The organism is Mesorhizobium sp. M1252, from assembly GCF_040318265.1.
GTDB lineage: Bacteria > Pseudomonadota > Alphaproteobacteria > Rhizobiales > Rhizobiaceae > Mesorhizobium.
The window spans coordinates 180,511-203,648 of sequence record NZ_JAMYLX010000010.1 but is presented as its reverse complement, the minus strand read 5'-3'; the positions used below and the strand labels follow the sequence as shown (position 1 = coordinate 203,648).

The 23,138-nt window shown below is 62.9% G+C and carries 21 protein-coding genes; 13 read left to right on the top strand and 8 right to left on the bottom strand.

Annotated elements, in window-relative coordinates:
• The first annotated feature begins 238 nt into the window (after nucleotides 1-238).
• The 7 genes from NKH22_RS21140 to phoB all read left to right on the top strand — a co-directional run bounded on the left by NKH22_RS21140 (nucleotide 239) and on the right by phoB (nucleotide 11,435).
• Nucleotides 239-4,747: a PAS domain-containing hybrid sensor histidine kinase/response regulator gene (locus NKH22_RS21140; protein WP_352910820.1), complete on the top strand. Its 4,509-nt coding sequence runs from the start codon at nucleotides 239-241 to the stop codon at nucleotides 4,745-4,747.
• Between the two features lie 496 nt (nucleotides 4,748-5,243).
• Complete coding sequence (locus tag NKH22_RS21135) at nucleotides 5,244-6,272, top strand: substrate-binding domain-containing protein (RefSeq protein WP_352538618.1); 1,029 nt, start codon at nucleotides 5,244-5,246, stop codon at nucleotides 6,270-6,272.
• A gap of 95 nt (nucleotides 6,273-6,367) precedes the next feature.
• Nucleotides 6,368-7,828, top strand: a complete 1,461-nt coding sequence (gene pstC / locus NKH22_RS21130) for a phosphate ABC transporter permease subunit PstC (RefSeq protein WP_352538619.1) — start codon at nucleotides 6,368-6,370, stop codon at nucleotides 7,826-7,828.
• The gene (pstA, locus tag NKH22_RS21125; RefSeq protein WP_023683971.1) at nucleotides 7,825-9,141 is read left to right on the top strand and encodes a phosphate ABC transporter permease PstA; all 1,317 of its coding nucleotides are present in this window, start codon (nucleotides 7,825-7,827) and stop codon (nucleotides 9,139-9,141) included. The genes pstC and pstA overlap by 4 nt, the downstream gene beginning before the upstream one ends.
• A gap of 17 nt (nucleotides 9,142-9,158) precedes the next feature.
• Complete coding sequence (pstB, locus tag NKH22_RS21120) at nucleotides 9,159-9,983, top strand: phosphate ABC transporter ATP-binding protein PstB (RefSeq protein ID WP_023670110.1); 825 nt, start codon at nucleotides 9,159-9,161, stop codon at nucleotides 9,981-9,983.
• Between the two features lie 41 nt (nucleotides 9,984-10,024).
• Complete coding sequence (phoU, locus tag NKH22_RS21115) at nucleotides 10,025-10,729, top strand: phosphate signaling complex protein PhoU (RefSeq protein ID WP_023670109.1); 705 nt, start codon at nucleotides 10,025-10,027, stop codon at nucleotides 10,727-10,729.
• Between the two features lie 16 nt (nucleotides 10,730-10,745).
• On the top strand, nucleotides 10,746-11,435 hold the full coding sequence (phoB, locus tag NKH22_RS21110; protein WP_023822590.1) for a phosphate regulon transcriptional regulator PhoB: 690 nt from the start codon (nucleotides 10,746-10,748) through the stop codon (nucleotides 11,433-11,435).
• 30 nt (nucleotides 11,436-11,465) lie between these two features.
• Here phoB and NKH22_RS21105 read toward each other — a convergent pair whose 3' ends face one another.
• A complete protein-coding gene (locus NKH22_RS21105; RefSeq protein ID WP_023807897.1) occupies nucleotides 11,466-12,701 on the bottom strand; it encodes an ROK family protein in 1,236 nt (411 codons plus the stop codon).
• Between the two features lie 267 nt (nucleotides 12,702-12,968).
• Here NKH22_RS21105 and xylF point away from each other — a divergent pair, with 267 nt between their 5' ends.
• The 4 genes from xylF to NKH22_RS21085 all read left to right on the top strand — a co-directional run bounded on the left by xylF (nucleotide 12,969) and on the right by NKH22_RS21085 (nucleotide 18,083).
• On the top strand, nucleotides 12,969-14,009 hold the full coding sequence (gene xylF, locus NKH22_RS21100) for a D-xylose ABC transporter substrate-binding protein (RefSeq protein WP_023822587.1): 1,041 nt from the start codon (nucleotides 12,969-12,971) through the stop codon (nucleotides 14,007-14,009).
• A gap of 144 nt (nucleotides 14,010-14,153) precedes the next feature.
• Nucleotides 14,154-15,470 carry a sugar ABC transporter permease gene (locus NKH22_RS21095; RefSeq protein ID WP_023730793.1) on the top strand — a complete coding sequence of 439 codons (1,317 nt, stop codon included), beginning with the start codon at nucleotides 14,154-14,156 and terminating at the stop codon, nucleotides 15,468-15,470.
• 12 nt (nucleotides 15,471-15,482) lie between these two features.
• On the top strand, nucleotides 15,483-16,280 hold the full coding sequence (locus tag NKH22_RS21090; RefSeq protein ID WP_023822585.1) for an ATP-binding cassette domain-containing protein: 798 nt from the start codon (nucleotides 15,483-15,485) through the stop codon (nucleotides 16,278-16,280).
• Nucleotides 16,281-16,436: 156 nt separating this feature from the next.
• Nucleotides 16,437-18,083 (top strand): CHASE domain-containing protein, encoded by a 1,647-nt coding sequence (locus NKH22_RS21085; RefSeq protein WP_023670103.1) that lies wholly within the window; start codon nucleotides 16,437-16,439, stop codon nucleotides 18,081-18,083.
• Nucleotides 18,084-18,122: 39 nt separating this feature from the next.
• On the opposite strand, the gene NKH22_RS21080 is transcribed toward NKH22_RS21085, so the two are convergent.
• The 6 genes from NKH22_RS21080 to NKH22_RS21055 form a co-directional block, all read right to left on the bottom strand.
• The gene (locus tag NKH22_RS21080) at nucleotides 18,123-18,365 is read right to left on the bottom strand and encodes a YMGG-like glycine zipper-containing protein (RefSeq protein ID WP_023670102.1); all 243 of its coding nucleotides are present in this window, start codon (nucleotides 18,363-18,365) and stop codon (nucleotides 18,123-18,125) included.
• An 83-nt stretch (nucleotides 18,366-18,448) separates the two neighbouring features.
• Complete coding sequence (locus NKH22_RS21075; RefSeq protein ID WP_023670101.1) at nucleotides 18,449-18,775, bottom strand: hypothetical protein; 327 nt, start codon at nucleotides 18,773-18,775, stop codon at nucleotides 18,449-18,451.
• Between the two features lie 142 nt (nucleotides 18,776-18,917).
• Nucleotides 18,918-19,094 carry a hypothetical protein gene (locus NKH22_RS21070; protein ID WP_023693685.1) on the bottom strand — a complete coding sequence of 59 codons (177 nt, stop codon included), beginning with the start codon at nucleotides 19,092-19,094 and terminating at the stop codon, nucleotides 18,918-18,920.
• A 128-nt stretch (nucleotides 19,095-19,222) separates the two neighbouring features.
• Complete coding sequence (locus NKH22_RS21065; RefSeq protein ID WP_023670099.1) at nucleotides 19,223-20,257, bottom strand: sensor histidine kinase; 1,035 nt, start codon at nucleotides 20,255-20,257, stop codon at nucleotides 19,223-19,225.
• A gap of 160 nt (nucleotides 20,258-20,417) precedes the next feature.
• On the bottom strand, nucleotides 20,418-20,585 hold the full coding sequence (locus NKH22_RS21060; RefSeq protein ID WP_023670098.1) for a DUF1328 domain-containing protein: 168 nt from the start codon (nucleotides 20,583-20,585) through the stop codon (nucleotides 20,418-20,420).
• 220 nt (nucleotides 20,586-20,805) lie between these two features.
• Complete coding sequence (locus NKH22_RS21055) at nucleotides 20,806-21,600, bottom strand: response regulator (RefSeq protein WP_023670097.1); 795 nt, start codon at nucleotides 21,598-21,600, stop codon at nucleotides 20,806-20,808.
• 212 nt (nucleotides 21,601-21,812) lie between these two features.
• Between NKH22_RS21055 and NKH22_RS21050 the strand changes: the two genes are divergently transcribed.
• Together NKH22_RS21050 and NKH22_RS21045 are read left to right on the top strand one after the other, a co-directional pair.
• Nucleotides 21,813-22,016: a NepR family anti-sigma factor gene (locus NKH22_RS21050; protein WP_023670096.1), complete on the top strand. Its 204-nt coding sequence runs from the start codon at nucleotides 21,813-21,815 to the stop codon at nucleotides 22,014-22,016.
• A 3-nt stretch (nucleotides 22,017-22,019) separates the two neighbouring features.
• Nucleotides 22,020-22,571: a sigma-70 family RNA polymerase sigma factor gene (locus NKH22_RS21045; protein ID WP_023670095.1), complete on the top strand. Its 552-nt coding sequence runs from the start codon at nucleotides 22,020-22,022 to the stop codon at nucleotides 22,569-22,571.
• A 56-nt stretch (nucleotides 22,572-22,627) separates the two neighbouring features.
• On the opposite strand, the gene NKH22_RS21040 is transcribed toward NKH22_RS21045, so the two are convergent.
• The gene (locus tag NKH22_RS21040; protein WP_023693686.1) at nucleotides 22,628-23,005 is read right to left on the bottom strand and encodes a response regulator; all 378 of its coding nucleotides are present in this window, start codon (nucleotides 23,003-23,005) and stop codon (nucleotides 22,628-22,630) included.
• Between the last annotated feature and the right edge of the window lie 133 nt (nucleotides 23,006-23,138).

The window sequence follows — 23,138 nt, the reverse complement described above, 5'->3', positions numbered from 1 at the left end:
AACACCCCCGCCGACTTATAGCCCGGCCGGGGTTCCGCCGACAACCGGCGGAATACCGCAGGGCAATGTGGCTCTGGCCGCAGTCTGGATTGGTTATGGTTAGCGGATCATTAATGCTTCTCGGGCACATTCCGCCGGCGAACCGCTGAGGGGGTTCGGCCTTGGCTTTCGGGGTGGGAACGGGATGGCTGACGGGACTGTTGGAACACGCGGCGGACGCGGTTCCCGAAAAGGGGTGGTGAACGGCGAGGATACGTCCGTCGGGGGTTCGCCCGAAGCGCTGCGCGAACTGGTCGAGGCCGGCGCCGACTGGGTCTGGGAGACCGACGCCGAGCTGCGCTTTTCCTGGCTTTCGGAGAACTACCAGGCCGCCACCGGCATCGATCCCGCCAGCATACTTGGCCGTTTCCGCTTCGATTTCCTCAAGCAGATGGTGCACGGCAATCGACACGCCGCCGCGCATCTGGAGGATCTGCAGGCGCATCGGCCGTTTCGCGACTTTGTTTATGAGTTGAAGGGCGGCCGTCCCGGCTGCCGCTGGGTTTCGATCACCGGTTCCCCGCGGTTCGACGGCGAAGGCGAATTCATCGGCTATCGCGGCATCGGCCGCAACGTCACGGCACTGGCCGGTGCGCTGGACGAACTGCGGGAGGAGGAGAGCGATCCGCCGGCCGGCGAGGCCACGCAGCACCTCGCCGATCTCGAGCGGACGATGGATGCCATGCATATGGGCGTCGTGGTGCTTGACGCGAAGTTCGATACGCTCATCGTCAACAAGGCCTATCGCGAGCTCTCCAGGATTCCCGACGGCGCCGTCACGGTCGGCGCGCCGTTCAGCCTGTTGATGGAACTCAACCGCCGCAACGGCATCTACGGCGATCTCGATGAACAGCAGTGGCAGCACTACCTCGCCACCCGCATCGAGGAGATCAGCGCCGGCTCGGTTGCGCCACGCGAATTTCTCCATGCCAACGGCAGGACGATGATGTTCTCGGTGACGGCATTGTCCGGCGGCAAGCGGCTGTTGACCTACTACGACGTCTCCGAGCTCAAGCGTCGCGACGCAGAGATCGAGAGTGCCAACGCCAAAATCACGGAGACCTTCGCCAATCTTCGCACGATGGTCGACCAGATGCCGATCGGCGTGCTTGTCCTCGATGCGGACATGCGCGCGGAGGTGATCAACCGCGCCTTCTATGATTTCTGGGAAATCGATCCCCGACGCGCCGGCATCGGCTGCGGCTTCCGCGAACTGATGCAGGCCAGCCGCGATATGGACCCGTACGGTGCTGACGATGCGGAATGGCAGGACCACATCGCCGAGCGCGAAGCAGAAATCTCGGCCGGCCTGGTGGGCTCCAGGCAATTGCCACGCAATGACGGCCGTACGCTGATTGCCTCGCTGGCGCCGCTCGCCGGCGGCAAAAGGCTGATCTCCTATGTCGACGTCACCAACATGAAGGATCGCGAGGCTGAACTCGCCCAAGCACTGGAGAAATCGCGGCTGGCCGAGGCGGTGATCAACGGCGTCAAGGACCCGATCTTCGTCAAGGACGACAATCTGCGTTTCGTCTTCGTCAATGAGGCATTTTCGGCACTGTTCGGACAGAGCCCGCAAGCGATGCTTGGCAGACCCGGCGGCGACTTCCTCAAGCAAAAGGACGCCGCGCAATTCGAAGACAGCGAACGCGCCGTGCTGGCGACCGGCACGCCCTACGAGGTCGAGGAGACTTTCGACGCCGAGGGCGCCAAGCGCTCGCGCATCGTGCGCAAGAACCGCGTCGGCATGCCCAGCGGCCGCAACTATGTCGCCGGTTTCCTGTTCGACATTTCCGACATGAAGCGCCGCGAGACCGAGGCCGAGGACGCCCGCAAGAATCTCGCCACGGTGCTGGAGTCGCTGCCGGCGGCCGTCATCATCTATGACCGCGACGACAAGTTCGTCTTTGCAAACCGCAAGCTGCAAGACACGCTGCCGGCGCTGAAACCGGCATGGCAGCCTCGCCGCAGCTTCCGCGAGGCGTTGGAACTTGGACATTCCGTGGGATATTTCCGCTTCAGTGGCGATCCGGAGACCGACAAGCTCTATGACGGCGATCGAGACATCTGGCTGGATGCCATTCTCGCCCGCTACCGCCTGCCGAACTCCTCCTACGAACGGTGCAATCCCGACGGCCGCTGGTATCAGGTCTACGATATGCGCACCGAGGACGGCACCTTCATCGGCGTGCGCGTCGACATCTCGGAGATCAAGAGCCGCGAAAAGGCGCTGCAGGAAAGCATGCGCCAGATCGACCTGTTCCGCCACGTCATGGACGAACTGCCGGTCGCCGCCTTCATCAAGGCGCAGGATCTGAGCATGGAATTCGTCAACAAGGCCTGGTGCGCGCTGACCGGCATCCCCAAGGAGGAGGTCATCGGCCGAACCGATCTCCAGCTTTTCGGCATAGACGACGCCGAAACCTACACCCATGACGACACCCAGGTCGTCGTCACCGGCCGCGGCCGCGAGATCGAGGAGCCCGTTACCCATCGCGACGGCACGGTGCGGCAATTGATGACGCGCAAGAGCCGGCTGGTGGCGCTCGATGGGTCGGTGCACCTGGTCGGGTCCAGCACCGACATCACCGACGTCAAGGCGCGCGAGCAGGCGTTGGAAGAGAGCATGCGCGAGAACGAGGTGTTCCGCAATCTCATCGACAACGTGCCGGTGTCGATCTACGCCAAGCGCTCCGACCTCAGGCAGTTCTACGTCAACAAGGGCTGGTGCGACCTCACCGGCCTCCGCAGGGAAGACGCGATCGGCAAGACGGACATCGAGATTTTCGGCGAGGACGGCGAAGCCTTCGTCAACAGCGATCTCGCCGTGCTGCGCACAGGCGATACACAGGAGATCGAGGAAACGGTGACGCTTGCCGACGGCAGCGTGCGCCACCAGTTCGCCCGCAAGGGCGCGATGATCGCGTCCGACGGTTCGCTCTATCTGATTGGGTCGACCACCGACATCACCGAACTGAAGCTGCGCGAGGCCGAACTGCGCGAGGCGCGCCAGCGCGCCGTACTGGCCGACCGCGCCAAGTCGGAATTCCTGGCCAATATGAGCCACGAGATCCGCACGCCGATGAACGGCGTACTCGGCATGGCCGAGTTGCTGGCCAAATCCGACCTCGATCCCAAGCAGAAGACGTTCACCGATATCATCGTCAAGTCGGGTAACGCGCTCTTGACCATCATCAACGACATACTGGACTTCTCCAAGATCGATGCCGGACAGCTGGTGCTCGACCCTGCGCCCTTCAACCTGCCCGAAGCGATCGAGGATGTGGCGACGCTGATATCGACGCGCGCCAAGGAGAAGGACCTCGAGCTCATCGTGCGCGTCGAGCCGGGCCTGGAAAGCCTGTTCGTCGGCGATGTCGGTCGCATCAGGCAGATCGTCACCAATCTGGTCGGCAACGCGGTGAAGTTTACCGACGAAGGCCACGTGCTGGTCGACGTGACCGGACAAAGGGGGCCGACGGGGACAAAGCTTACCGTTTCGGTCACCGACACCGGCATAGGCATTCCACACGAGAAACTGAAGCTCGTCTTCGAAAAATTCAGTCAGGCCGACACCTCGTCGACGAGACGCCACGAAGGCACAGGGCTCGGGCTCGCCATCACCTCGCGGCTGGTCGAGTTGATGGGCGGCGAGATCGGTGTCGAGAGCGCCGAAGGCAAGGGCTCGACCTTCTGGTTCACCGTGACATTGCCCAGGGCCGAGGAACAGACCGGACGGCGGATCTTGCCGGTCGACGTGACCGGCTCACGGGTGCTGATCGTCGACGACAATGCCGTCAACCGATCGATCCTGAGCGAGCAGATGGCGTCATGGACCTTCGATTCCTGCGCCGCCGAAAGCGGACCCGAAGGGCTCAAGGTGCTGGTCGCCGCGGCTGCCTATGGCGTGCCGGTCGATTGCGTCGTGCTCGATTATCAGATGCCGGGGATGAGCGGCGCCGAAATGGCGCGCGTCGTGCGCAACACCGCAGGGCTGGCCGACACGCCGATCATCATGCTGACTTCGGTCGACCAGTCGCTCGCCAACACCAGCTATCGCGATCTCGGCATCGACGCCCAGCTGATCAAGCCGGCGCGTTCCTCGGTGCTTCTGGAAACGCTGGTCGCCACCATCCAGCGGCACCATCACAACATCACGGGCGGCCGTGTGCTGCCGGCGGCAAGCAGCGGTTCCGGTGGCGGCAGGAACGAACCGTCGCCGGCAAAGCCGCCGCTCGCTGCCTCGGAACGCGCCCTGCTGCAACCGCCGCCGGTTCGTGCCCGCGCCCGGGCCGCCGGGGATGAACGCCGGCTCGACATCCTCGTTGCGGAGGACAATGAAGTGAACCAGATGGTGTTCACCCAGATAATCGGCGAAACCGGCTACAGTTTCGAAATCGTCGGCAACGGCCGCAAGGCGCTTGATGCCTTCGGCCGGCTTAATCCGCGCATGATCCTGATGGACGTCTCGATGCCGGAGATGAACGGGCTCGAGGCCACCGCCGCAATTCGCCGGCTTGAAGAACATACGGGTATGCATATCCCGATCGTCGGCGTCACCGCGCATGCCTTGAAGGGCGACCGCGAGCGCTGCCTGGAAGCCGGGATGGATGACTATTTGCCCAAGCCGATCAGCCCCAGGGCGCTGCTCGAAAAGGTCGAGCGCTGGGTCGGCATATCAGGCGAAGCCCAACGAGACGCTGGATAGCAACCTGCGGCGCCGGCCGGGATTCGGCCGCGCCGCAACAGCCAAGGCTATGGTGCGATCGCACCATATCAAAGCTGGCGCCCAGTCAGGACAATGGTCGCGACGAAACCGCTCATTCAGTTACGGGCGGGAGCAAGCGACCGCCGACAAGAAACAGCGTCGAATCTACCCCAACGGACCTGTTTTTGGCGATGGCTCGGCCAAGATTCGCTCTGGCCACGGGCAACGCGCTCCCGTCCGGTTTTTCTTTCTCGGCATCGCGGCCTGCGGTGTGCCGGGACTTGATGCCAGCACGAATCGCGCAAGCGTCTGATTCCAGCGGCACTTCCATCCCCACAAACCGGCTTAAAGGCTGCGGCTCACGAGGCGTCTGTGCGACGTTACCGGGCTGACACGAAACTGTCATGCGACTGTAATAATCGAAGGCTATTGGCCTCAGCGGGCGCCGGTTTGAAGAGGGCGCCAAGAGACCATCTTCCGAACAGGAGCAGGCCACATGAAGAAATTCCTCGTTACGGCATCGGCCGTGGCGGTAGCGTTCGCCGCATCGTCCGGTGTCGCCGCTGCGCGTGACCAGATCCAGGTCGCCGGTTCGTCGACCGTGCTGCCTTACGCCAAGATCGTCGCCGAGCAGTTCGGCGAAACCTTCACCAACTTCAAGACCCCGGTGGTCGAGTCCGGCGGCAGCGGCGCCGGCATCAAGGAGTTCTGCAAGGGCGTCGGCGAAGACACGATCGACATCGCCAACTCCTCGCGCCCGATCAAGAAGGACGAGCTGAAGTCCTGCGCCGACGCCGGCGTCAAGGACGTCCAGGAAGTCCGCATCGGCTATGACGGCATCGTCTTTGCCTCCGACATCAAGGGTCCGGACTGGGCGCTGGTTCCCGCCGACATCTACAAGGCGCTCGCCGCCAAGCTGGTGGTCGACGGCAAGCTGGTCGACAACCCGAACACCAAGTGGAACCAGGTCAATCCGAAGCTGCCCGACTGGGATATCGCCGCCTATATCCCGGGTGAGAAGCACGGCACCCGTGAAGTGTTCGAGACCAAGCTGCTCGACGCCGGCTGCGACAAGGCCGCTTTGAAGGCTGCCGGCATCGCCGACGACAAGGAAATCGGCAAGACCTGCATCGCCATCCGCAAAGACGGCAAGGCTGTCGACATTGACGGCGACTACACCGAGACGCTGGCCCGCATCGACTCCAACAAGAGCGGCGTTGGCGTGTTCGGCCTCGCCTTCTACGAGAACAATGCCGACAAGCTGAAGGTCGCTACCGTGGAAGGCATCGTGCCTTCGACGCAGACCATCGCCGATGGCACGTACCCCGTGTCGCGGCCGTTGTTCTTCTACGTCAAGAAGGCGCATCTGGGCGTCGTTCCCGGCCTCAAGGAATATGTCGAGTTCTTCCTTGATGACCAGATGATCGGCCCGGAAAGCCCGCTCGCCCAGTACGGCCTGGTTTCCGCTCCCGACGCCGAACGTCAGGGCCAGCGCGACGCCTTCGCCGCTGGAAAGACAATGTAATCAACGGACGGATCAGGGCGCGGATGAACTCCGCGCCCTGACTTCGCCGCTTGCCGAAACGGCTGCGGCGATCTGAATTTTCCCTGGGGTGGGTTATGTCGTCCTTGCTCGTACTCGCCATAGTCATCGCCATAGGCGTGGTCGCTTTTGTGGTCGGCCGCCAGCGCGCCGCGGCGCAGGATACCGGCAAGGTCAAGCCGCATTCGCGCGCGCATTATCATGGCTGGTGGGCCTTTCTGCTCGCGGTCCTGCCTGCCGTCCTTTTGCTCGCCGTCTGGGATATCGGCTCTTCCTTCTATCTCGACCGGCATATCCATGCCGCTTTGCCCGAGCGCACCGCCGACACAAAGGTGGCCAGCGAAGCGCTCGACGCCAGCCTGGTGAAGAGCCTGGCCAAGGGCCTGCGCCGGCTCGATGGCGATACCGCACTTCCCGCTACTTTCGCCGAATTGCAGCCGCTGCTCGCCGCCAAGGGCGTGGCACTGGCCAGTGACACCCAGGACTATATGATCCCGATCGCGGTCGAGGCGAACCAGGTCCAGGACCGGCTCGGCCTGTTCAGCGCCGTGCTGACCTTCGCGCTGTCGGTCGCCGGCGCCTTCTATGCGCTGAGGCAGATCGCGCCGCGCGCCAGGGCGCGCAACAACGTCGAGAAGCTGATGCTGTGGGGGCTGCTTGCGGCCTCGACCATCGCCATCCTGACCACGGTCGGCATCGTGCTGTCGATGCTGTTCCAGACCATCACCTTCTTCGAGAGCGTGTCGCCGATGAGCTTCTTCTTCGGCACGGTGTGGGATCCGCGTTTCGCCGCCGCCGGTTCCGGCGGCAGCCGGGGTCAGTTCGGCCTGATCCCGCTTCTTGCCGGCACGCTCTACATCGCCGCCGTCGCCCTTCTGGTGGCAGTGCCGGTCGGGCTGATGTCGGCGGTCTACATGTCCGAATATGCCTCGCGCGGTGTGCGCTCGGTGGTCAAGCCGGCGTTGGAACTGCTGGCCGGCATTCCGACCATCGTCTACGGCATCTTCGCCGTTGTCACGCTCGGACCGTTCTTGCGCGACCTGTCGGCGGCACTCACCGGCGGCTCGCCCTTCATCCAGGGCCAGAGCATCTTCACCGCCGGTCTGGTGATGGGCGTCATGCTGATCCCGGTCGTGTCCTCTTTGTCCGACGACATCATCACCGCGGTGCCGCGCGCAATGCGTGACGGCTCGCTCGGCCTCGGTGCCACGCGCTCCGAGACGATCAAGCGGGTGATCCTGCCGGCGGCACTGCCCGGCATCGTCGGCGCCATCCTGTTGACGGCGTCGCGCGCCATCGGCGAGACGATGATCGTCGTGCTGGCGGCGGGCGTCGCCGCCAATCTGACGGCCAATCCGTTCGAGGCGATGACGACCATCACCGTCAAGATTGTCAACCAGCTGACCGGCGATCTCGAGTTCAACTCGCCGCAGACGCTGGTCGCCTTCGCGCTCGGCCTGACGCTGTTCGCGCTGACGCTGGTGATGAACATCGTCGCCCTCTACATCGTGCGCAAGTACCGGGAGCAGTACGAATGACCGACATCCCCCTGGACACGATGGCGGGTGCCGTCGCGCGTCCGCGCCGCGACATCGGGCTGAAGGCGCGCTATGCCGCCGAACGCCGGTTCCGCATCTATGGCGTGATTGCGATCTCGGTGGGCCTGGCGTTCCTGGCCATCATGCTGATCACCATCGTCTCGAAAGGCTACACCGCCTTCTGGCAGACGACGGTGACGCTGCCGGTCACCTTCGACGAGAAGGTGATCGATCCCTCCGGCAAGCGCGCCACCGACCCTACCGTGCTGATCAAGGCGAACTATCCCAAGCTCGCCGAAAACGCGCTGGTGGCCAAGCTCGGCATCGATCCGGCCAACAAGCCGATGATGCTGAAGCTCAAGGGCTTCCTGTCGGAAGGCGCCCGCGTCCAGCTGCGCGACATCGTCTCCGCCGATCCGTCGGTGATCGGCAGGACGCGTGACGTCGACATCCTGGCTGCCGCGAACCTCGACTCGGCCTTCAAGGGTCAGATCGACCTCGGCGTCGATGAAGCGCGCCGCAAGGTGTCCAACCAGCAGATCGACTGGATGAACAAGCTTAAAGCCGACGGCGTGATGGCCGAGCATTTCAACACCGGCCTGTTCACCTATGGCGCCTCCAGCCGGCCCGAAACGTCGGGCATGGGCGTGGCGATCATCGGCTCGTTCTACATGATGGTGATCGTGCTGTTGCTGGCGCTGCCGATCGGCGTCGCCGCCTCGATCTATCTCGAGGAATTCGCCAAGAAGAACCGCTTTACGGACCTGATCGAAGTCAACATCAACAATCTCGCGGCGGTGCCGTCGATCGTCTTCGGTCTGCTTGGCCTTGCCGTGTTCATCAACTTCCTCGGCATGCCGCGCTCGGCTTCCTTCGTCGGCGGCCTGGTGCTGACGCTGATGACGCTGCCGACCATCATCATCGCCACGCGCGCCGCCCTCGCCGCGGTGCCGCCGTCGATCCGCTCGGCGGCCCTAGGTCTCGGCGCCTCCAAGATGCAGATGGTGTTCCATCACATCCTGCCGCTTGCCGCCCCAGGCATCCTTACCGGCACCATCATCGGCCTGGCGCGTGCGCTCGGCGAGACAGCACCGCTGCTCTTGATCGGCATGGTCGCTTTCGTCGCCGATTATCCGACGACGCCTTTCGATCCGGCGACCGCGCTGCCGGTTCAGATCTATATGTGGGCAAACGAGGCTGAGCGCGCTTTTGTCGAGCGCATGTCCGGCGCCATCATCATCCTGCTCGTCTTCCTCATGGCCATGAACATCACCGCGATCGTGCTCCGGCGCCGGTTCGAGCGGCGCTGGTAGAAAAAAGGCAATTTGGTATGAACATCATGACCGAACAGTCCCTTGAGAATGCAGTGGGCGACAAAATGAACGCCAAGTCGAACGAAGTCATCAAGATGCGCGGCGACAAGGTCGGCGTGTTCTATGGCGAGAAGCAGGCGTTGTTCGACGTCAATCTCGACGTCCGCCAGAACCAGGTGACGGCGCTGATCGGCCCGTCCGGCTGCGGCAAGTCGACCTTCCTGCGCTGCCTCAACCGCATGAACGACACCATCGATTCGGCGCGGGTGACCGGCAAGATCACGCTCGATGAAGACGACATCTACGACAAGAACATCGATGTCGTCGAACTGCGCGCACGCGTCGGCATGGTGTTCCAGAAACCCAACCCGTTCCCGAAGTCCATCTACGAGAACGTCGCCTACGGCCCGCGCATCCATGGGCTGGCCAAGCGCAAGTCCGACATGGACCAGATCGTCGAGCAGAGCCTGAAGAAGGCTGCGATCTGGAACGAGGTCAAGGACCGCCTGCAGGAGCCCGGCACCGGCCTGTCCGGCGGCCAGCAGCAGCGCCTGTGCATCGCGCGCGCCATCGCCGTGTCGCCGGAGGTGATCCTGATGGACGAGCCCTGCTCGGCGCTCGATCCGATCGCCACCGCCCGTGTCGAGGAGCTGATCGACGAACTGCGCCAGAACTACACGATCGTCATCGTCACCCACTCGATGCAGCAGGCGGCGCGCGTGTCGCAGCGCACGGCGATGTTCCATCTCGGCTATCTCGTCGAGGAGGGCGCCACCGACAAGATGTTCACCAACCCCGACGACAAGCGCACCCAGGACTACATTACCGGCCGCTTCGGCTGAGCCGTCCGGCGGGTGAATTTTCAGGCACGAGGACCAAGATCATGGGTGAACATACCGTCGCCTCCTTCGATGAAGAGCTCGGGCAGATCAGCAAGCTGATCCGCGACATGGGCGATCTGGCAGGCTCGATGGTCAGCGGCTCGACCAGGGCGCTGCTCAATTCGGACAATGCGCTGGCACAGCGTGTCGTTTCCGACGACGCCATCATGGATGCGCGCCAGCGCGAACTGGACGACCGCGCCATCACGCTGATCGCCAAGCGCCAGCCGATGGCCAACGATCTGCGCGCCGTGGTCGGCTCGATCCGCATGGCCGGCGACCTCGAGCGCATCGGCGATCTCGCCAAGAACATCGCCAAACGCGTCGGCACCGTGGGCTTGAGCGTCACGCCGCGCGACCTCTCGCACTCCATCGATGCCATGGCGCAGCTGGTGCTGATCCAGGTGCAAGGCGTCGTCGAGGAATATGCCGCCACCGATGCGGCAGCTCTTGCAAAACTCAGGAATGACGACGAGCGCATCGACGTCAAATACACGTCCGTGTTTCGTGAGCTCTTGACCTACATGATGGAAGACCCTCGCAACATCACCGCCTGCACGCATCTCTTGTTCTGCGCCAAGAATCTTGAGCGCATCGGCGATCATGTCACCAACATCGCCGAAAATGCGTATTATGTGCTGACCGGCCAGCAATTGCCCGCCAATCGTCCGAAGCAGGACGAGACGGCGATGGCCACGCCGGCCTGATGAGGGTGAACTGCCTATGATCGCGCCACGCATCATGGTCGTGGAGGACGAGGAGCCGCTAGGCGTGCTCCTCCGCTACAACCTCGAATCCGAAGGCTATCAAGTCGAGGTGGTGACACGCGGCGACGAGGCCGAGATCCGCCTGCAGGAAAACGTGCCCGATCTCCTGGTGCTCGACTGGATGGTGCCCGCTGTTTCCGGCATCGAGCTCTGCCGGCGGCTTAGAGTGCGGCCCGAAACCGAGCGGCTGCCGATCATCATGCTGACCGCGCGCGGTGAGGAAAGCGATCGCGTGCGCGGCCTGTCCACCGGCGCCGACGACTATCTGGTCAAGCCATTCTCGACGCCGGAGTTCATGGCGCGCGTGAAGGCGCTGCTGCGCCGGGCCAAGCCGGAAGTGCTGTCCAGCGTGCTCAAGGTCGGCGACATCGTGCTCGACCGCGAGTCGCACCGTGTCTACCGCAAGAAGAGCGAGATCAGGCTCGGACCGACCGAGTTCCGGCTGCTCGAATTCATGATGCGCCATCCCGGCCGCGTGTTCTCGCGCAGCCAACTGCTCGACAATGTCTGGGGCGAGACGATCTATATAGACGAGCGAACCGTCGACGTGCATGTCGGGCGGCTGCGCAAGGCCGTCAACAACGGCCGCATGCCGGATGTCATCCGTACCATTCGCGGCGCCGGCTACGCGATCAGGGAAGACTAGGATCCTGCGCGTCGCGCCGTTGCCGGCCATTCACGCGACATGCTTGCCGGATTTGGGCTGAATACCCGGCGCAAAAATCTCCTGGTCGACGAAGCCGAGCGCGCGCGTGGCACAGCCTTCGCGGATCAGCGGCAGCTCGTTGGGCTCGGTGTCGAAGGAGATCGACTTCGAGTGCTGGCCGCCGGCGGTCTGGGCGATCGCTTCGCGCAATGCCGGTTCGATCAGGTCGAACGCGGCGGCGCTGACGCCGACCATGGCGACGGGGGCCGGGTCGATCAGCGCAAACAGGCTGCCGAGGCCGAAGCCGAGCGCCTCACCGGCCCTGCGATAGGCTTCGCGCTCCGGTCCGTCCGTCTCTCGCGCACGAGCGGCCAGCGCCCGCATATCAGCGTCGCCGATATCGACCGGCTCGGCATCCTCGCCCATCATTTTGGCGCTGCGCCAGATGGCGTAGTTTCCGGCATAGGCTTCCACGCAGCCGCGCCGCCCGCAGCGGCAGAGCGCGCCGCCCGGACGGTGGATCATGTGGCCGAACTCGCCGCCCGAGGAATGGGTGCCGGTGAACAGTTCGCCTTTCAGCACCAGCCCCATGCCGATGCCGTGCGACAAGAGGATCGCGATGAAATTGTCGCGGTAGCGCTCGGGCTGGCGCCATTGCAGGGCCACCGCCATCATATTGCAGTCGTTCTCCATGGTGGCAGGAATGCCGAATTCCGCTTCCAACATGTCGGCGAAGGCAATGTCGGTCAGTGGCGTGATTGGCGACCACAGCATGGCCCGCGCCTGCGAATCGGTGATGCCCTGGATGCCCATGGCAATGCGGGCGATGCTCTGGACATCGAGGTCCGGGTCCGCGAGACGCCGCCCGACGATTGCTACGCATTCGCCGATCAGCTCGTCGCGCGGCATGGTCAGCGTGTCGAGCCGGCGCTGTTCTTCCGCGACCACCTGGCCGGCATAGTCGATGACGGTGACGGAGAGGAAGTTCAGCGACAGCACCACGGTCATGACCGCCGCCGCTTCCGGGTTGAGGCCAAGGCCGACCTGCGGCCGGCCGCGTTTCAGCGAGCCGGTCTCGCCAGGCTTGCCTTCAATCAGGATGCCTTCTTGAATTAGATCAGACGAGATTGCCGATATCGTCGAATGGCTGAGGCCGGTGGTCGCCGCAATCTCGGTCCGCGACGGCTGGCCGGCCCGGCGCACGGCCGAAATCACCATCGCCCGGTTGCGACGGCGCAGATCGTCGTGGCGGATCCCAACCGACATTTGTTTTCCTCCCGGCCTCCTCGCGCCTCATGATAGTGAAGGCGTTCGACGGCACCAGCCAAATATTGGCAGACGCCGGCAGCCCTGTCATTGTTTATTGCGGAGCTCGAAAAAATTCGGCAACGCCATCAGAATCCATCAGAATCGATGTTGACAGTGCCTTATCATTGAACCAGTATTTTTTCGAGGCTCGAAAAAATGGAGCCTCTGTGTGCCGGCCCTCGGGCCAGTTTTGTCGCGCCGCGCGCGGCGCAGGGAGGGTTTATCATGAACAGATTTGCAGCCGCCATGCTGGCGGGCGCCGCCATGTCGCTGACGCTGGTCTCGGTCGCGCAGGCGAAGGACAAGGTCATCGGCGTCTCCTGGTCGAACTTCCAGGAAGAGCGCTGGAAGACGGACGAGGCGGCGATGAAGACGGCGATCGAAGCCGCCGGCGACAAGTACATTTCCGCCGACGCGCAGTCCAATCCCGGCAAGCAGCTGACCGACGTCGAAAGCCTGATCTCACAAGGCGCCAACGCGCTGATCGTCCTGGCGCAGGACGCGTCGGCCATCGGCCCGGCGGTGCAGAAGGCGCTGGACGAAGGCATTCCGGTCGTCGGCTATGACCGCCTGATCGAGAACAAGGACGTCTTCTACCTGACCTTCGACAACAAAGAAGTCGGCCGCATGCAGGCCCGCGAAGTGTTCAAGGCGAAGCCCGAGGGCAACTATGTCTTTATCAAGGGCTCTGGCTCGGATCCGAATGCCGATTTCCTGTTCTCGGGCTCGATGGAAGTGCTCAAGGAAGCCATCGACTCGGGCAAGATCAAGAATGTCGGCGAGGCCTATACCGATGGCTGGCTGCCGGCCAATGCCCAGAAGAACATGGAACAGTTCCTGACCGCCAATGACAACAAGGTCGATGCCGTGGTTGCGGCCAATGACGGCACAGCCGGCGGCGTTGTCGCCGCGCTGACGGCGCAGGGCCTTGCCGGAACGGTTCCGGTCTCGGGCCAGGACGGCGACCATGCCGCTCTGAACCGCATCGCGCTCGGCACGCAGACGGTGTCGGTGTGGAAGGACGCACGCGAACTCGGCAAGAACGCCGCCGAGATCGCCTCGCAGCTTGCCGATGGCAAGAAGACCGGCGACATTGCCGGCGCCAAGGACTTCACCACGCCTGGCGGCAACACCGTCAAGTCGCTGTTCCTGACCCCCGTCGCGATCACCAAGGACAACCTCAACGTCGTCATCGACGCCGGCTGGATCAAGAAGGACGAAGTCTGCACGGGCGTCGCCGCCGGCAGCGTCGCGGCTTGCAACTGATCTCGACGACTTGAAGAAATGAGGCGCCGCGGCGGTCAAGCCGCGGCGTTTTCTCTACGAGAATTGTGTGTTTCCGCCATCGGCGGCAAACTTCTAGGCTGTGGTCCGGCATCCGCGCCAGACGGCAAGCCGCTGGAGGACATCATGACCGACACGACCTCAAATCCGCAGGCCGATACGGCACGAGCGTCTGAACTCGGCGCGGCCGCCCGGTTCCTGAAAGCGACCGAGCTCGACACGCGCATGCTCGGCATGGTCGGCGCGCTGCTGGTCATCTGGGTCGGCATACATATCCTGTCGGGTGGGCTTTTCCTGACGCCGCGCAATCTTTGGAACCTGTCGGTGCAGACGTCCTCGGTCGCGATCATGGCGACCGGCATGGTACTGGTCATCGTCATGCGCAACATTGACCTTTCGGTGGGCTCCGTCGAAGGCGTGATCGGCATGATCATGGGCGTGGCACAGGCCGAATTCCTGATTCGCATCATCGGCCTCCAGCTTGGAAACCCCTGGCTCTGGGTCGTCGCGCTTGCCGCCGGCGTGGTGCTTGGTCTGCTGATCGGCGCGTTCCAGGGCTTCATCATCGCCTATATGCAGGTTCCGGCCTTCATCGTGACGCTTGGTGGCCTGCTGGTCTGGCGTGGCATGGCATGGCTCATCACCAGCGGGCGCACGGTCGCGCCACTCGACGCCACCTTCCAGCTGATGGGCGGCGGACCACGCGGCTCGATTGGCGCCGCTGCCAGCTGGATCGTCGGCATCGTCGCCTGCGCGGCGGTCGCCTTCGCGCTGCTCAACGGTCGCTCGCAGCGCAAGCGCTTCAGCTTTCCACTGCGCCCCGTCTGGGCCGAGACCCTGCTTGGCGTGGTCGCTTGCGCGGCCATCCTCGGCGCCGTGTGGATCGCCAATTCCTATCCATGGCCGATCGGCATCGTGCGCCAGTACGCACAGCAGAACGGCATCACCGTTCCCGAAGGCGGGCTGTTCATCGCGCATGGCATCGCCATACCGGTGCTGATGGCGGTGACTGTCGGCATCATCATGACGTTTATCACCAAGCGCACGCGTTTCGGCCGCTATGTCTTCGCCATCGGCGGCAATCCGGAGGCAGCGGAACTCGCCGGCATCAACACGCGCTGGGTGACCATGAAGGTGTTCATGATCATGGGTGTGCTGGCTACAATCAGCGCGGCGATCTCGTCGGCCCGTCTCAATGCGTCGACCAATGCGCTGGGCACGCTGGACGAGCTTTTGGTGATCGCGGCCGCTGTCATCGGCGGCACGTCGCTCGCGGGCGGCGCCGGAACGGTGATGGGCGCCATGCTCGGCGCGCTTCTGATGCAGTCGCTGCAATCCGGCATGGTGCTGCTCGGCATCGACTCGCCGCTGCAGAGCATTGTCGTTGGCGCTGTCCTGGTCATCGCCGTCTGGCTCGACACCGTCTACCGCAAGCGCGTCTAGGGAGGAACGATTATGGAAAAAACTGCTCCCACCGGTACGCCACTGATCGACATGCGCAACATCTCGATCGCGTTCGGTGGCATTCGCGCCGTCGACGATGCGTCCATCGATCTTTTCCCGGGCGAAGTGGTGGCGCTGCTTGGCCACAACGGCGCCGGTAAGTCGACGCTGATCAAGATCCTGTCGGGCGCCTACAAGCGCGATGCCGGCCAGATCTTGGTCAACGGCCAGGAGGCCTCGATCTCCAATCCGCGCGACGCCAAGAAATACGGCATCGAAACGATCTACCAGACGCTTGCGCTGGCCGACAATGTCGACGCTGCCGCCAACCTCTTCCTCGGCCGCGAACTGATGACCGCGTGGGGGACACTCGACGATGTCGCCATGGAGGCCGAGGCGCGCAAGGTGATGGGCCGGCTCAATCCGCGCTTCCAGCGCTTCAAGGAGCCGGTAATCAAGCTGTCGGGCGGCCAGCGCCAGTCGGTGGCGATCGCACGCGCCATCCTGTTCAACGCCCGCATCCTGATCATGGACGAACCGACGGCGGCGCTCGGGCCGCAGGAGACGGCGCAGGTCGGCGAACTGGTCAAGCAGCTCAAGGCCGACGGCATCGGCATTTTCCTGATCAGCCACGACATTCACGACGTGTTCGAGCTGGCCGACCGGGTCTGCGTGATGAAGAACGGCCAGGTCGTCGGCACCGCACTCACCGCCGATGTGACCCAGGACGAAGTGCTCGGCATGATCATCCTGGGAAAGTGCCCGCCCGGCGCCATTCCCGGTCCGGGTGCGCTGAAGATCGCGGCCTGAGACCACGCTATCGTCAGCTGTCATGTTCACTGATGCTCGAGATCGATAAGCCGGCTAAATATGCATGATATGCCAGCTGTCATTATGGCTTGGCCGCGCCATTGTCTTGCCGCGGCGACTTGCCCATAAAGGTCCCGAACCGTCCATGGGCCTGCGTTGAAGAAGTTTTTCCCGATCCTTGCCTTCATTGCCGTTGCACTGATCAGCCTGACGATGGCGGGCTTCGCCTATTTCGCGACCCAGGAAGCGGCGCGCATCAAGTTCGAGGCGACGGCCGACGACGCGCTCAACCGCATCGAAAGCCGTATCGATCTGCATCTGTCACTGCTGCGCTCGACGCAGGCGCTGTTCGACGCCCGCAATGGCGAGATTTCAGGTAGCGAATTCAAGGCCTTCTTCAGCGCCCTCGATGTCGACAACAATTTCGCCGGCCTGCGCGGCATCGGCTATCTCAGGCTGGCCAAGACCGGTGACGAAGCGGCGGTCGAGCGCGACATGTTGCGCGACCGCGGCGCCGCCCACACGGTCTATCCGGACACGACACAGCCATGGCGCACGCCCGTCGTGCTGTTCGAGCCGCTCGACCCTGCCAACGAATCCACCATCGGCTACGACATGTTCACCGAGCCGGTGCGGCGCGAGGCGATCGAAAAAGCGATGGCCGATGACGCACAGCACGCAAGCGGTCTGGTCCAGCTCGGCCAGGACACGGGCGCGGCGCAGACCTTTACCGGTTTCCTGGTCTTCGTCAGGCTCAATGTCGAAACCGCGCCGGATGGTATCAACGCGTCCAGATCATCGACATCAGGCCTTCTCTACGCGGCCTTCCGCGCCCGCGACCTGTTCCAGACCGCGCTCAGCCGCACGCCTTTGCTGCCGGTCAACACCGCGGTCTATGACGGCACGGCCGACGCCGACAATCTTCTGTTCCAGTCGGAGACGCCGCCGGTTGCGAGCTTTGGCGACAGGCTGTTGGTGACGCGCAAGATCATCGTCGCCGGTCGGCCGTGGACGGTGCTGTTTCGGCCGACAAGTGCATTTTCGCAACCGTCCTCGCGCGCCATTCCGGTCATGCTCGGGCTGTTCGGCCTGCTTCTGGCCGGGGCCATCGCGTTGGTGGCGCGCTACCAGGAGCGCGCCTACGACGCCAAGTCGCTGCTGCATGAAACGACGGAAAAAAGCCTGCTCGAAAAGGATTTGATGCTGCAGGAGATGAAGCATCGGATCAAGAATTCGATCACGCGGGTGCTGGCGATTGCGCGCCAGACGGCAGCGCAAGCAACCGACGTGAAGGAGTTCTCAACTTCCTTCTCAGCCCGCCTGCAGGCAATGGCGGCTTCCCAGGATATGCTGACGCGTTCGCGCTGGCAGAAGGCCGATCTTGGCGACCTGCTGCGCATCGAGCTCGGCCAGGTGTTCGGCAAGGAGCTTCCGGAAGGGATATTGTCAGGGCCTCAGGTGCTGCTCGACGAGAGGACGACGCAGGCGCTTGGCCTGACCTTTCACGAACTGGCGACGAATGCGCTGAAATATGGCGAGGCCGGCAATTCCGTGGGTGCGCTCAAGGTCGACTGGTCGTTCGAGGGGCGCGGGTCCGAGCGGATGCTGGTTCTGAACTGGCGCGAGGCCGGGCAGAAGGAACTCGAAGCGCCGGCGAAGACCGGCTTCGGCACCAAGCTGATCGACCTCAATGTCACGCGCGAATTGCGCGGCACGATTGCCCGAGATTTTCGCATCGATGGGCTTACGGTGGAAATCAGGATCCCGCAGCCTGATGCAGTCAAACAAACGGAGACCGGCTGACCGGTCTCCGTCGCGATTGTCTGACGCTTTTGAAGCGGATCAGCAGCGAGCGGTGTAGAGCCGGCCGCGATTGTCGCGATACTGGCAATAGCCGTTGCGCAGGTTGCGCACCAGCAGGCCGGAACCGGCGCCAACGGCTGCGCCGATCAGCGCACCCTTGCCGCCGCCGATCAGTCCGCCGGCCAAAGCACCGACACCGGCGCCGACACCGACATCCTGCTCGGTCGTGCTGCAGCCGCTGACGGCGACCACCGCAACCATGGCAATAATCAATTTCCGCATGGAATCTCTCCTCACTTTTGTCCTCACTTTAGTAAGCTCCAGCCGCTATTTAGCACGAAACAGCAGCCTTTGCCCGCTCGATCTTATTGTTGGCTAAGAGAGTCTTTTTCGCGGCGCGTGGCGTTCGACGCGACCACGACACTGGAAATCTGCAAAGACGCGTCGAGGGTGCCGTCCGGGCGCACGTTCCAGACGATCTGGTCGTAATCATCCTCCAGCGCGGGGTCGACCGTAAGACATTTGGCAACGACGTGCTCGGCCTGACCCTGCACGTCGCCGGCAGCGAATGGACGTTCTGCCGTGCATGCTTCGGCGGTTTCGAAAACACTGACCGGCACCGGCAGTTCACGGCATTCGGTCATGTTGTTCGAACAGCCAATTACCAGAAGCAAAGCGGCGATGTGTTCCACGGCGACACGTCCTCTCGCCATAAGAACGGTCCACAGCCGTCAAAGTTCCTGTGCCGAAAGGGGCGTTAATAATTGGTCGGCTACGAGCTGGACAGTTTCTGAGCCAGGCTGCTTGGGAGCAGCGTGAACCTGAGCATCTGGCTCAGACCAATTGCGACGCCACGATCAGCACAACAGCGGCGACGAGCGCGACAGCGGCGAAGCGAAGCAAGGGGTGCCAGGCGTGCTGCAAAGGCGAGGCTGAAGCATCAGGATCCTGAAAGCCGCTCATCGAGACCCGCGCGGCCTGCTCCAGCCTGTTCATATCGGCCACCGTCATGATCATTCCTCCCATACTTGCGTTGCAGGCCGCGGCCGAACATCGGTTGAATCGGTCAAGATCCAGCAATCTCTGGGAACCACAGCATCGGATTTTATGGTGAACAGCCGGTTAAGGAATCCCGCCGCTCATTCGGTTTCGAAATTGCCGTGCGGAACCACCAGGCGATATTCGAGGCGGTCACTGGTGATCTCCAGCGTCGCCGTGCCGTTCAGCGATGCCGGCACGACACGTTCGAGGGCAACGCTGCCGAAGCGTTTCTCGGTGCGTCTGTTATCATTGGCGACAATGGCCTCGACCCAAGTCAGCGACAAAGCCGGCTTGTCGGCGGCCTCTGCGACGTTCGACAGATCGGCGGTTACCTCGACAAAGCCGTCCGGCCGCGCCAGGGCGCCGTAGCTGAATGAATTGACGGCGAGTTCGTGCATTGCCAGTCCGATATGAATGGCGGCGTTGGGATTGAGGTAGGGGTTGACGCCATTGAAGCGCAGGCTCTGCGCGGGATCGGCGCCGTAGCGAACGACCTGGCCGCGGATAAGCTCGCGAAGTGCTGCACCCCGCCAGTTCGACGACGTTACCAGATCCTGGGAGGAAGCCAGTGACTGCAGGCGGCCGCGAAAGCGCTTCAGGAAATCGTCGGGTGTCTCGGAATAGCGGCCGGTCTGGGTGGCAATACTCTGGATGATGGCCAACAGGTTCTTGGAGCGGTGGCTGACTTCGCGCAACAGCGTCTTCAGCGTCTGTTCGCGGCGTTTCTGCTCGGTGGTTTCCACCATCGTGGTGACGACGCCCTGCACGTCGCCGCGATGGCCCCGATCGGCATCGACCCATACCTGGAACCAGCGCATGCCATCACCGGTGGGAACACTCAGTTCAAGGCGTTCCGGATTGCCGGAAGCGATCACATTGCTTTTGGCGGCGGCGATTTGCTCAGCTTGCGCCGGTGGCAACGCGCCGTTGCTGTCGGCTGTGTCGGAAACCCACGGCGCACGCATGTTGCGGGCCCATACAGTCTTCAATTCACGATCCTGATAGAGGACGGAAATGCCGGCATTGTGCAGAGCGTGAAGCAAGGCCCGGCCAAGCTGCATTCCGCTTTCAGCCGGGTGCAGTGCGATCACCTCGTCGCCCTGTCCGCTCTCGCCTCCGCCAATGGAACGCATCAATCACCTGTCCACCTGATCAGGACCGAACGATTCACTTGGACTCAGTTCCTGAGTAGGTCCCCAGAAAAGGTCCGCCGGACGATGTCCCGTTGGAGGACATCGCCCGGCGGTGGCTGGAAACCGTTTGAGGGGTGCGGCTTCCAGTGTTCGCCCGCTCCTACGATGCCCGTCTGAACAGGCCGGCCAGAAGCGAGATGACGAGGAAGGCGAGAAAGATGAAGAACAATATTTGCGCGATACCGGCCGAGGTACCGGCGATGCCGCCGAAACCAAGCGCGCCGGCGATGATCGCCACGACGAGAAATACGAGCGCCCAGTAGAGCATGATCTGTCTCCTTCCGATACTGAATCAAGAACGTGAGTGATTGCTGTTTGTTCCACCATTTGCCGAAAAAGAAGGTCTTTGGAAGTGGCCCGGATGCGAATTGATTCACGCGCGTGCGCCCCATACGGAGCGACGGGCAGCCGCCGATCGCCGGGCTAGGCGATCGCCAGTGCCGGCAACGCTGCGAGGCGGCGAAAAGTTGGAGATTGAAGGCCCTACTTCACGCGGCGGCCTTGGCCTGCCGGTCGAAGAACAGCGCTTGGCTGATCAGCGCCTTGACCATGTCGGGATTGAACGGCTTGGTGACGAGGAAGGCCGGTTCAGGCCGCTCGCCGGTCAGCAGACGTTCGGGGAAGGCGGTGATGAAGATTACCGGCACCGAAGTCGACGACAGGATTTCGTTGACCGCATCGATACCCGAGCTGCCATCGGCAAGCTGAATGTCGGCCAGCACCATCTTCGGCCTTGTCTTGCCGAACATCGCCACCGCCTCGGTATGGGTGCGCGCGGTTCCGACCACGTGGTGGCCGAGGCTCTCGACCATTTCCTCGATGTCCATGGCGATCAGCGGCTCGTCCTCGATGATCAGCACATCGGTCGCCACCTGGCGAGAGATCTCGTTGCTCGCCTGGGCAAGCAGTTCGGAGAATTCCTTGGCGTCGACATCGAGAATTTCAGCTGCCTCGTCTTCACCGAAGCCTTCGACCGCGACCAGCAGGAAAGCCTGGCGTGGCCGTGGCGCAATGGCGTTCAGATTGGCGGCGGCGCGCTGCTCCCATGCCGATTGTGCCTGCTCCTGCGGAACGCGGATGGCAATGGAGGTGAACAGTTTGGCGAATACCTTGTAGAGCGCGATGCGGTCGCTTGACGCTTGCGGGAAGATGTCGACGTCGGCGATGATGGCTTCGAGCATCGCGGCGACCAGCGCATCGCCACTCTCCTGCGATCCGGATACGGCGCGTGAAAAGCGGCGCAGGAACGGCAGGTGCGGAGCGATGGTTGCGGAAAGGCTCATGGTAGACGTCTCCCTCAGATGACGTGATTGCATAGATTGCAGGTCAAGCTGATTGCAAGCCCCAACACCCAAACGCGGGTTTTGCGAAAAAGTTCCGAGACTTGTGGAACGAAACCGTACGGGCGACGTTTGTGGTGCGATGGGCAACCAGACGAGGGGGCCGCTTTGCGTTGTGTAATGGGGCGGCTCGGGGCGCTGGATTTAAGGGCGAAATGAAGGACATGAATAAAGAAACGCTGGCTGGCGCCGCTGACAGGCGCCGGGCCAATTCCGGCGACCCGCTCGGGGCGAATTCGGAAATCGGCCGCAAACTCAAACAATATTATGACGAGCTGGTCTCGGACAATGTGCCGGATCGCTTTGCCCAGTTGCTCAGCCAATTGGAAAAGGCCGAACCTGCACAGAAGAAGGACTGAGGCATGGCAGCTGTCTCACAAGGGTTCAAGACCGACCTGCTCGGCTCGATCCCGAGCCTGCGGGCTTTTGCCGTGTCGCTGACGCAGAATGCCGACAAGGCCGACGATCTGGTGCAGGAGACGCTGGTCAAGGCTTGGGACAAGCATGAGAGCTTTCAGCCCGGCACCAATCTCAAGGCATGGCTGTTCACCATCCTGCGCAACGAGTTCTATTCCCAGATGCGCAAGCGCGGCCGCGAGGTGCAGGACAGCGACGGCATCATGACGGCCAGGCTTGCCGTTCATCCGGCTCAGCACGGCCAGCTTGACCTCAAGGATTTCCGCGGCGCGCTCGAGCAACTCCCCGAGGACCAGCGCGAAGCCATCATCCTCATCGGCGCTTCAGGCTTTTCCTATGAAGAGGCCGCCGAAATCTGCGGCTGTGCGGTCGGAACGATCAAGAGCCGGGTCAGCCGGGCCCGCACGCGGTTGCAGGAGATCCTCAAAATCTCCGGCGAAGACGAATACGGGCCGGACGCGATCTCGTCCCAGGTGACGGGTTCAAACGCTGCCTGACGGCGGAGGCCCCGTTTGCGGGCCTGGGCTCTCTACACATACGCATCGAAGATATCTCAGACTGGCGCGCGGCCGCAGGCCGCCGCCAGAGCCTCGACGAGATCGGTCCCCGAATAAGGCTTGGTGACCAGGCGGATGCCGGGAAAGGACCCTTTGATCTCATCGGGGTCCGAATAGCCGGAGGCAAAGACAAACGGCAGGCCCGATTGGCGCAGCCGCGCGGCGAAATCGAGTGTGGACGTTCCGCCCAGCATGAGGTCCACGATAGCGGCGTCGAACTCGCCAACGACCTTCTGCTCATCGATCTCGGCCAGAGCGCGGGCAATCACTACGTCGCTCGCGCCATGGTCGCGGCAAAGCTGCTCGACATCCATGGCGATCAGGAATTCATCCTCCAAGACAAGAATTCGCAATCCCTCAAGCAATGGCGGCACTTGGCAATCTCTCCTCAATTCTTGCAGCATCGGGTACAGTGACTCCAGTCAACCGCATCGCGGACCTTGGGGGGATCGGTCAGGCCTTAATCCGAAAAGTTCGCCCACCGGCTCTACTCCACAAGCGAGCTTC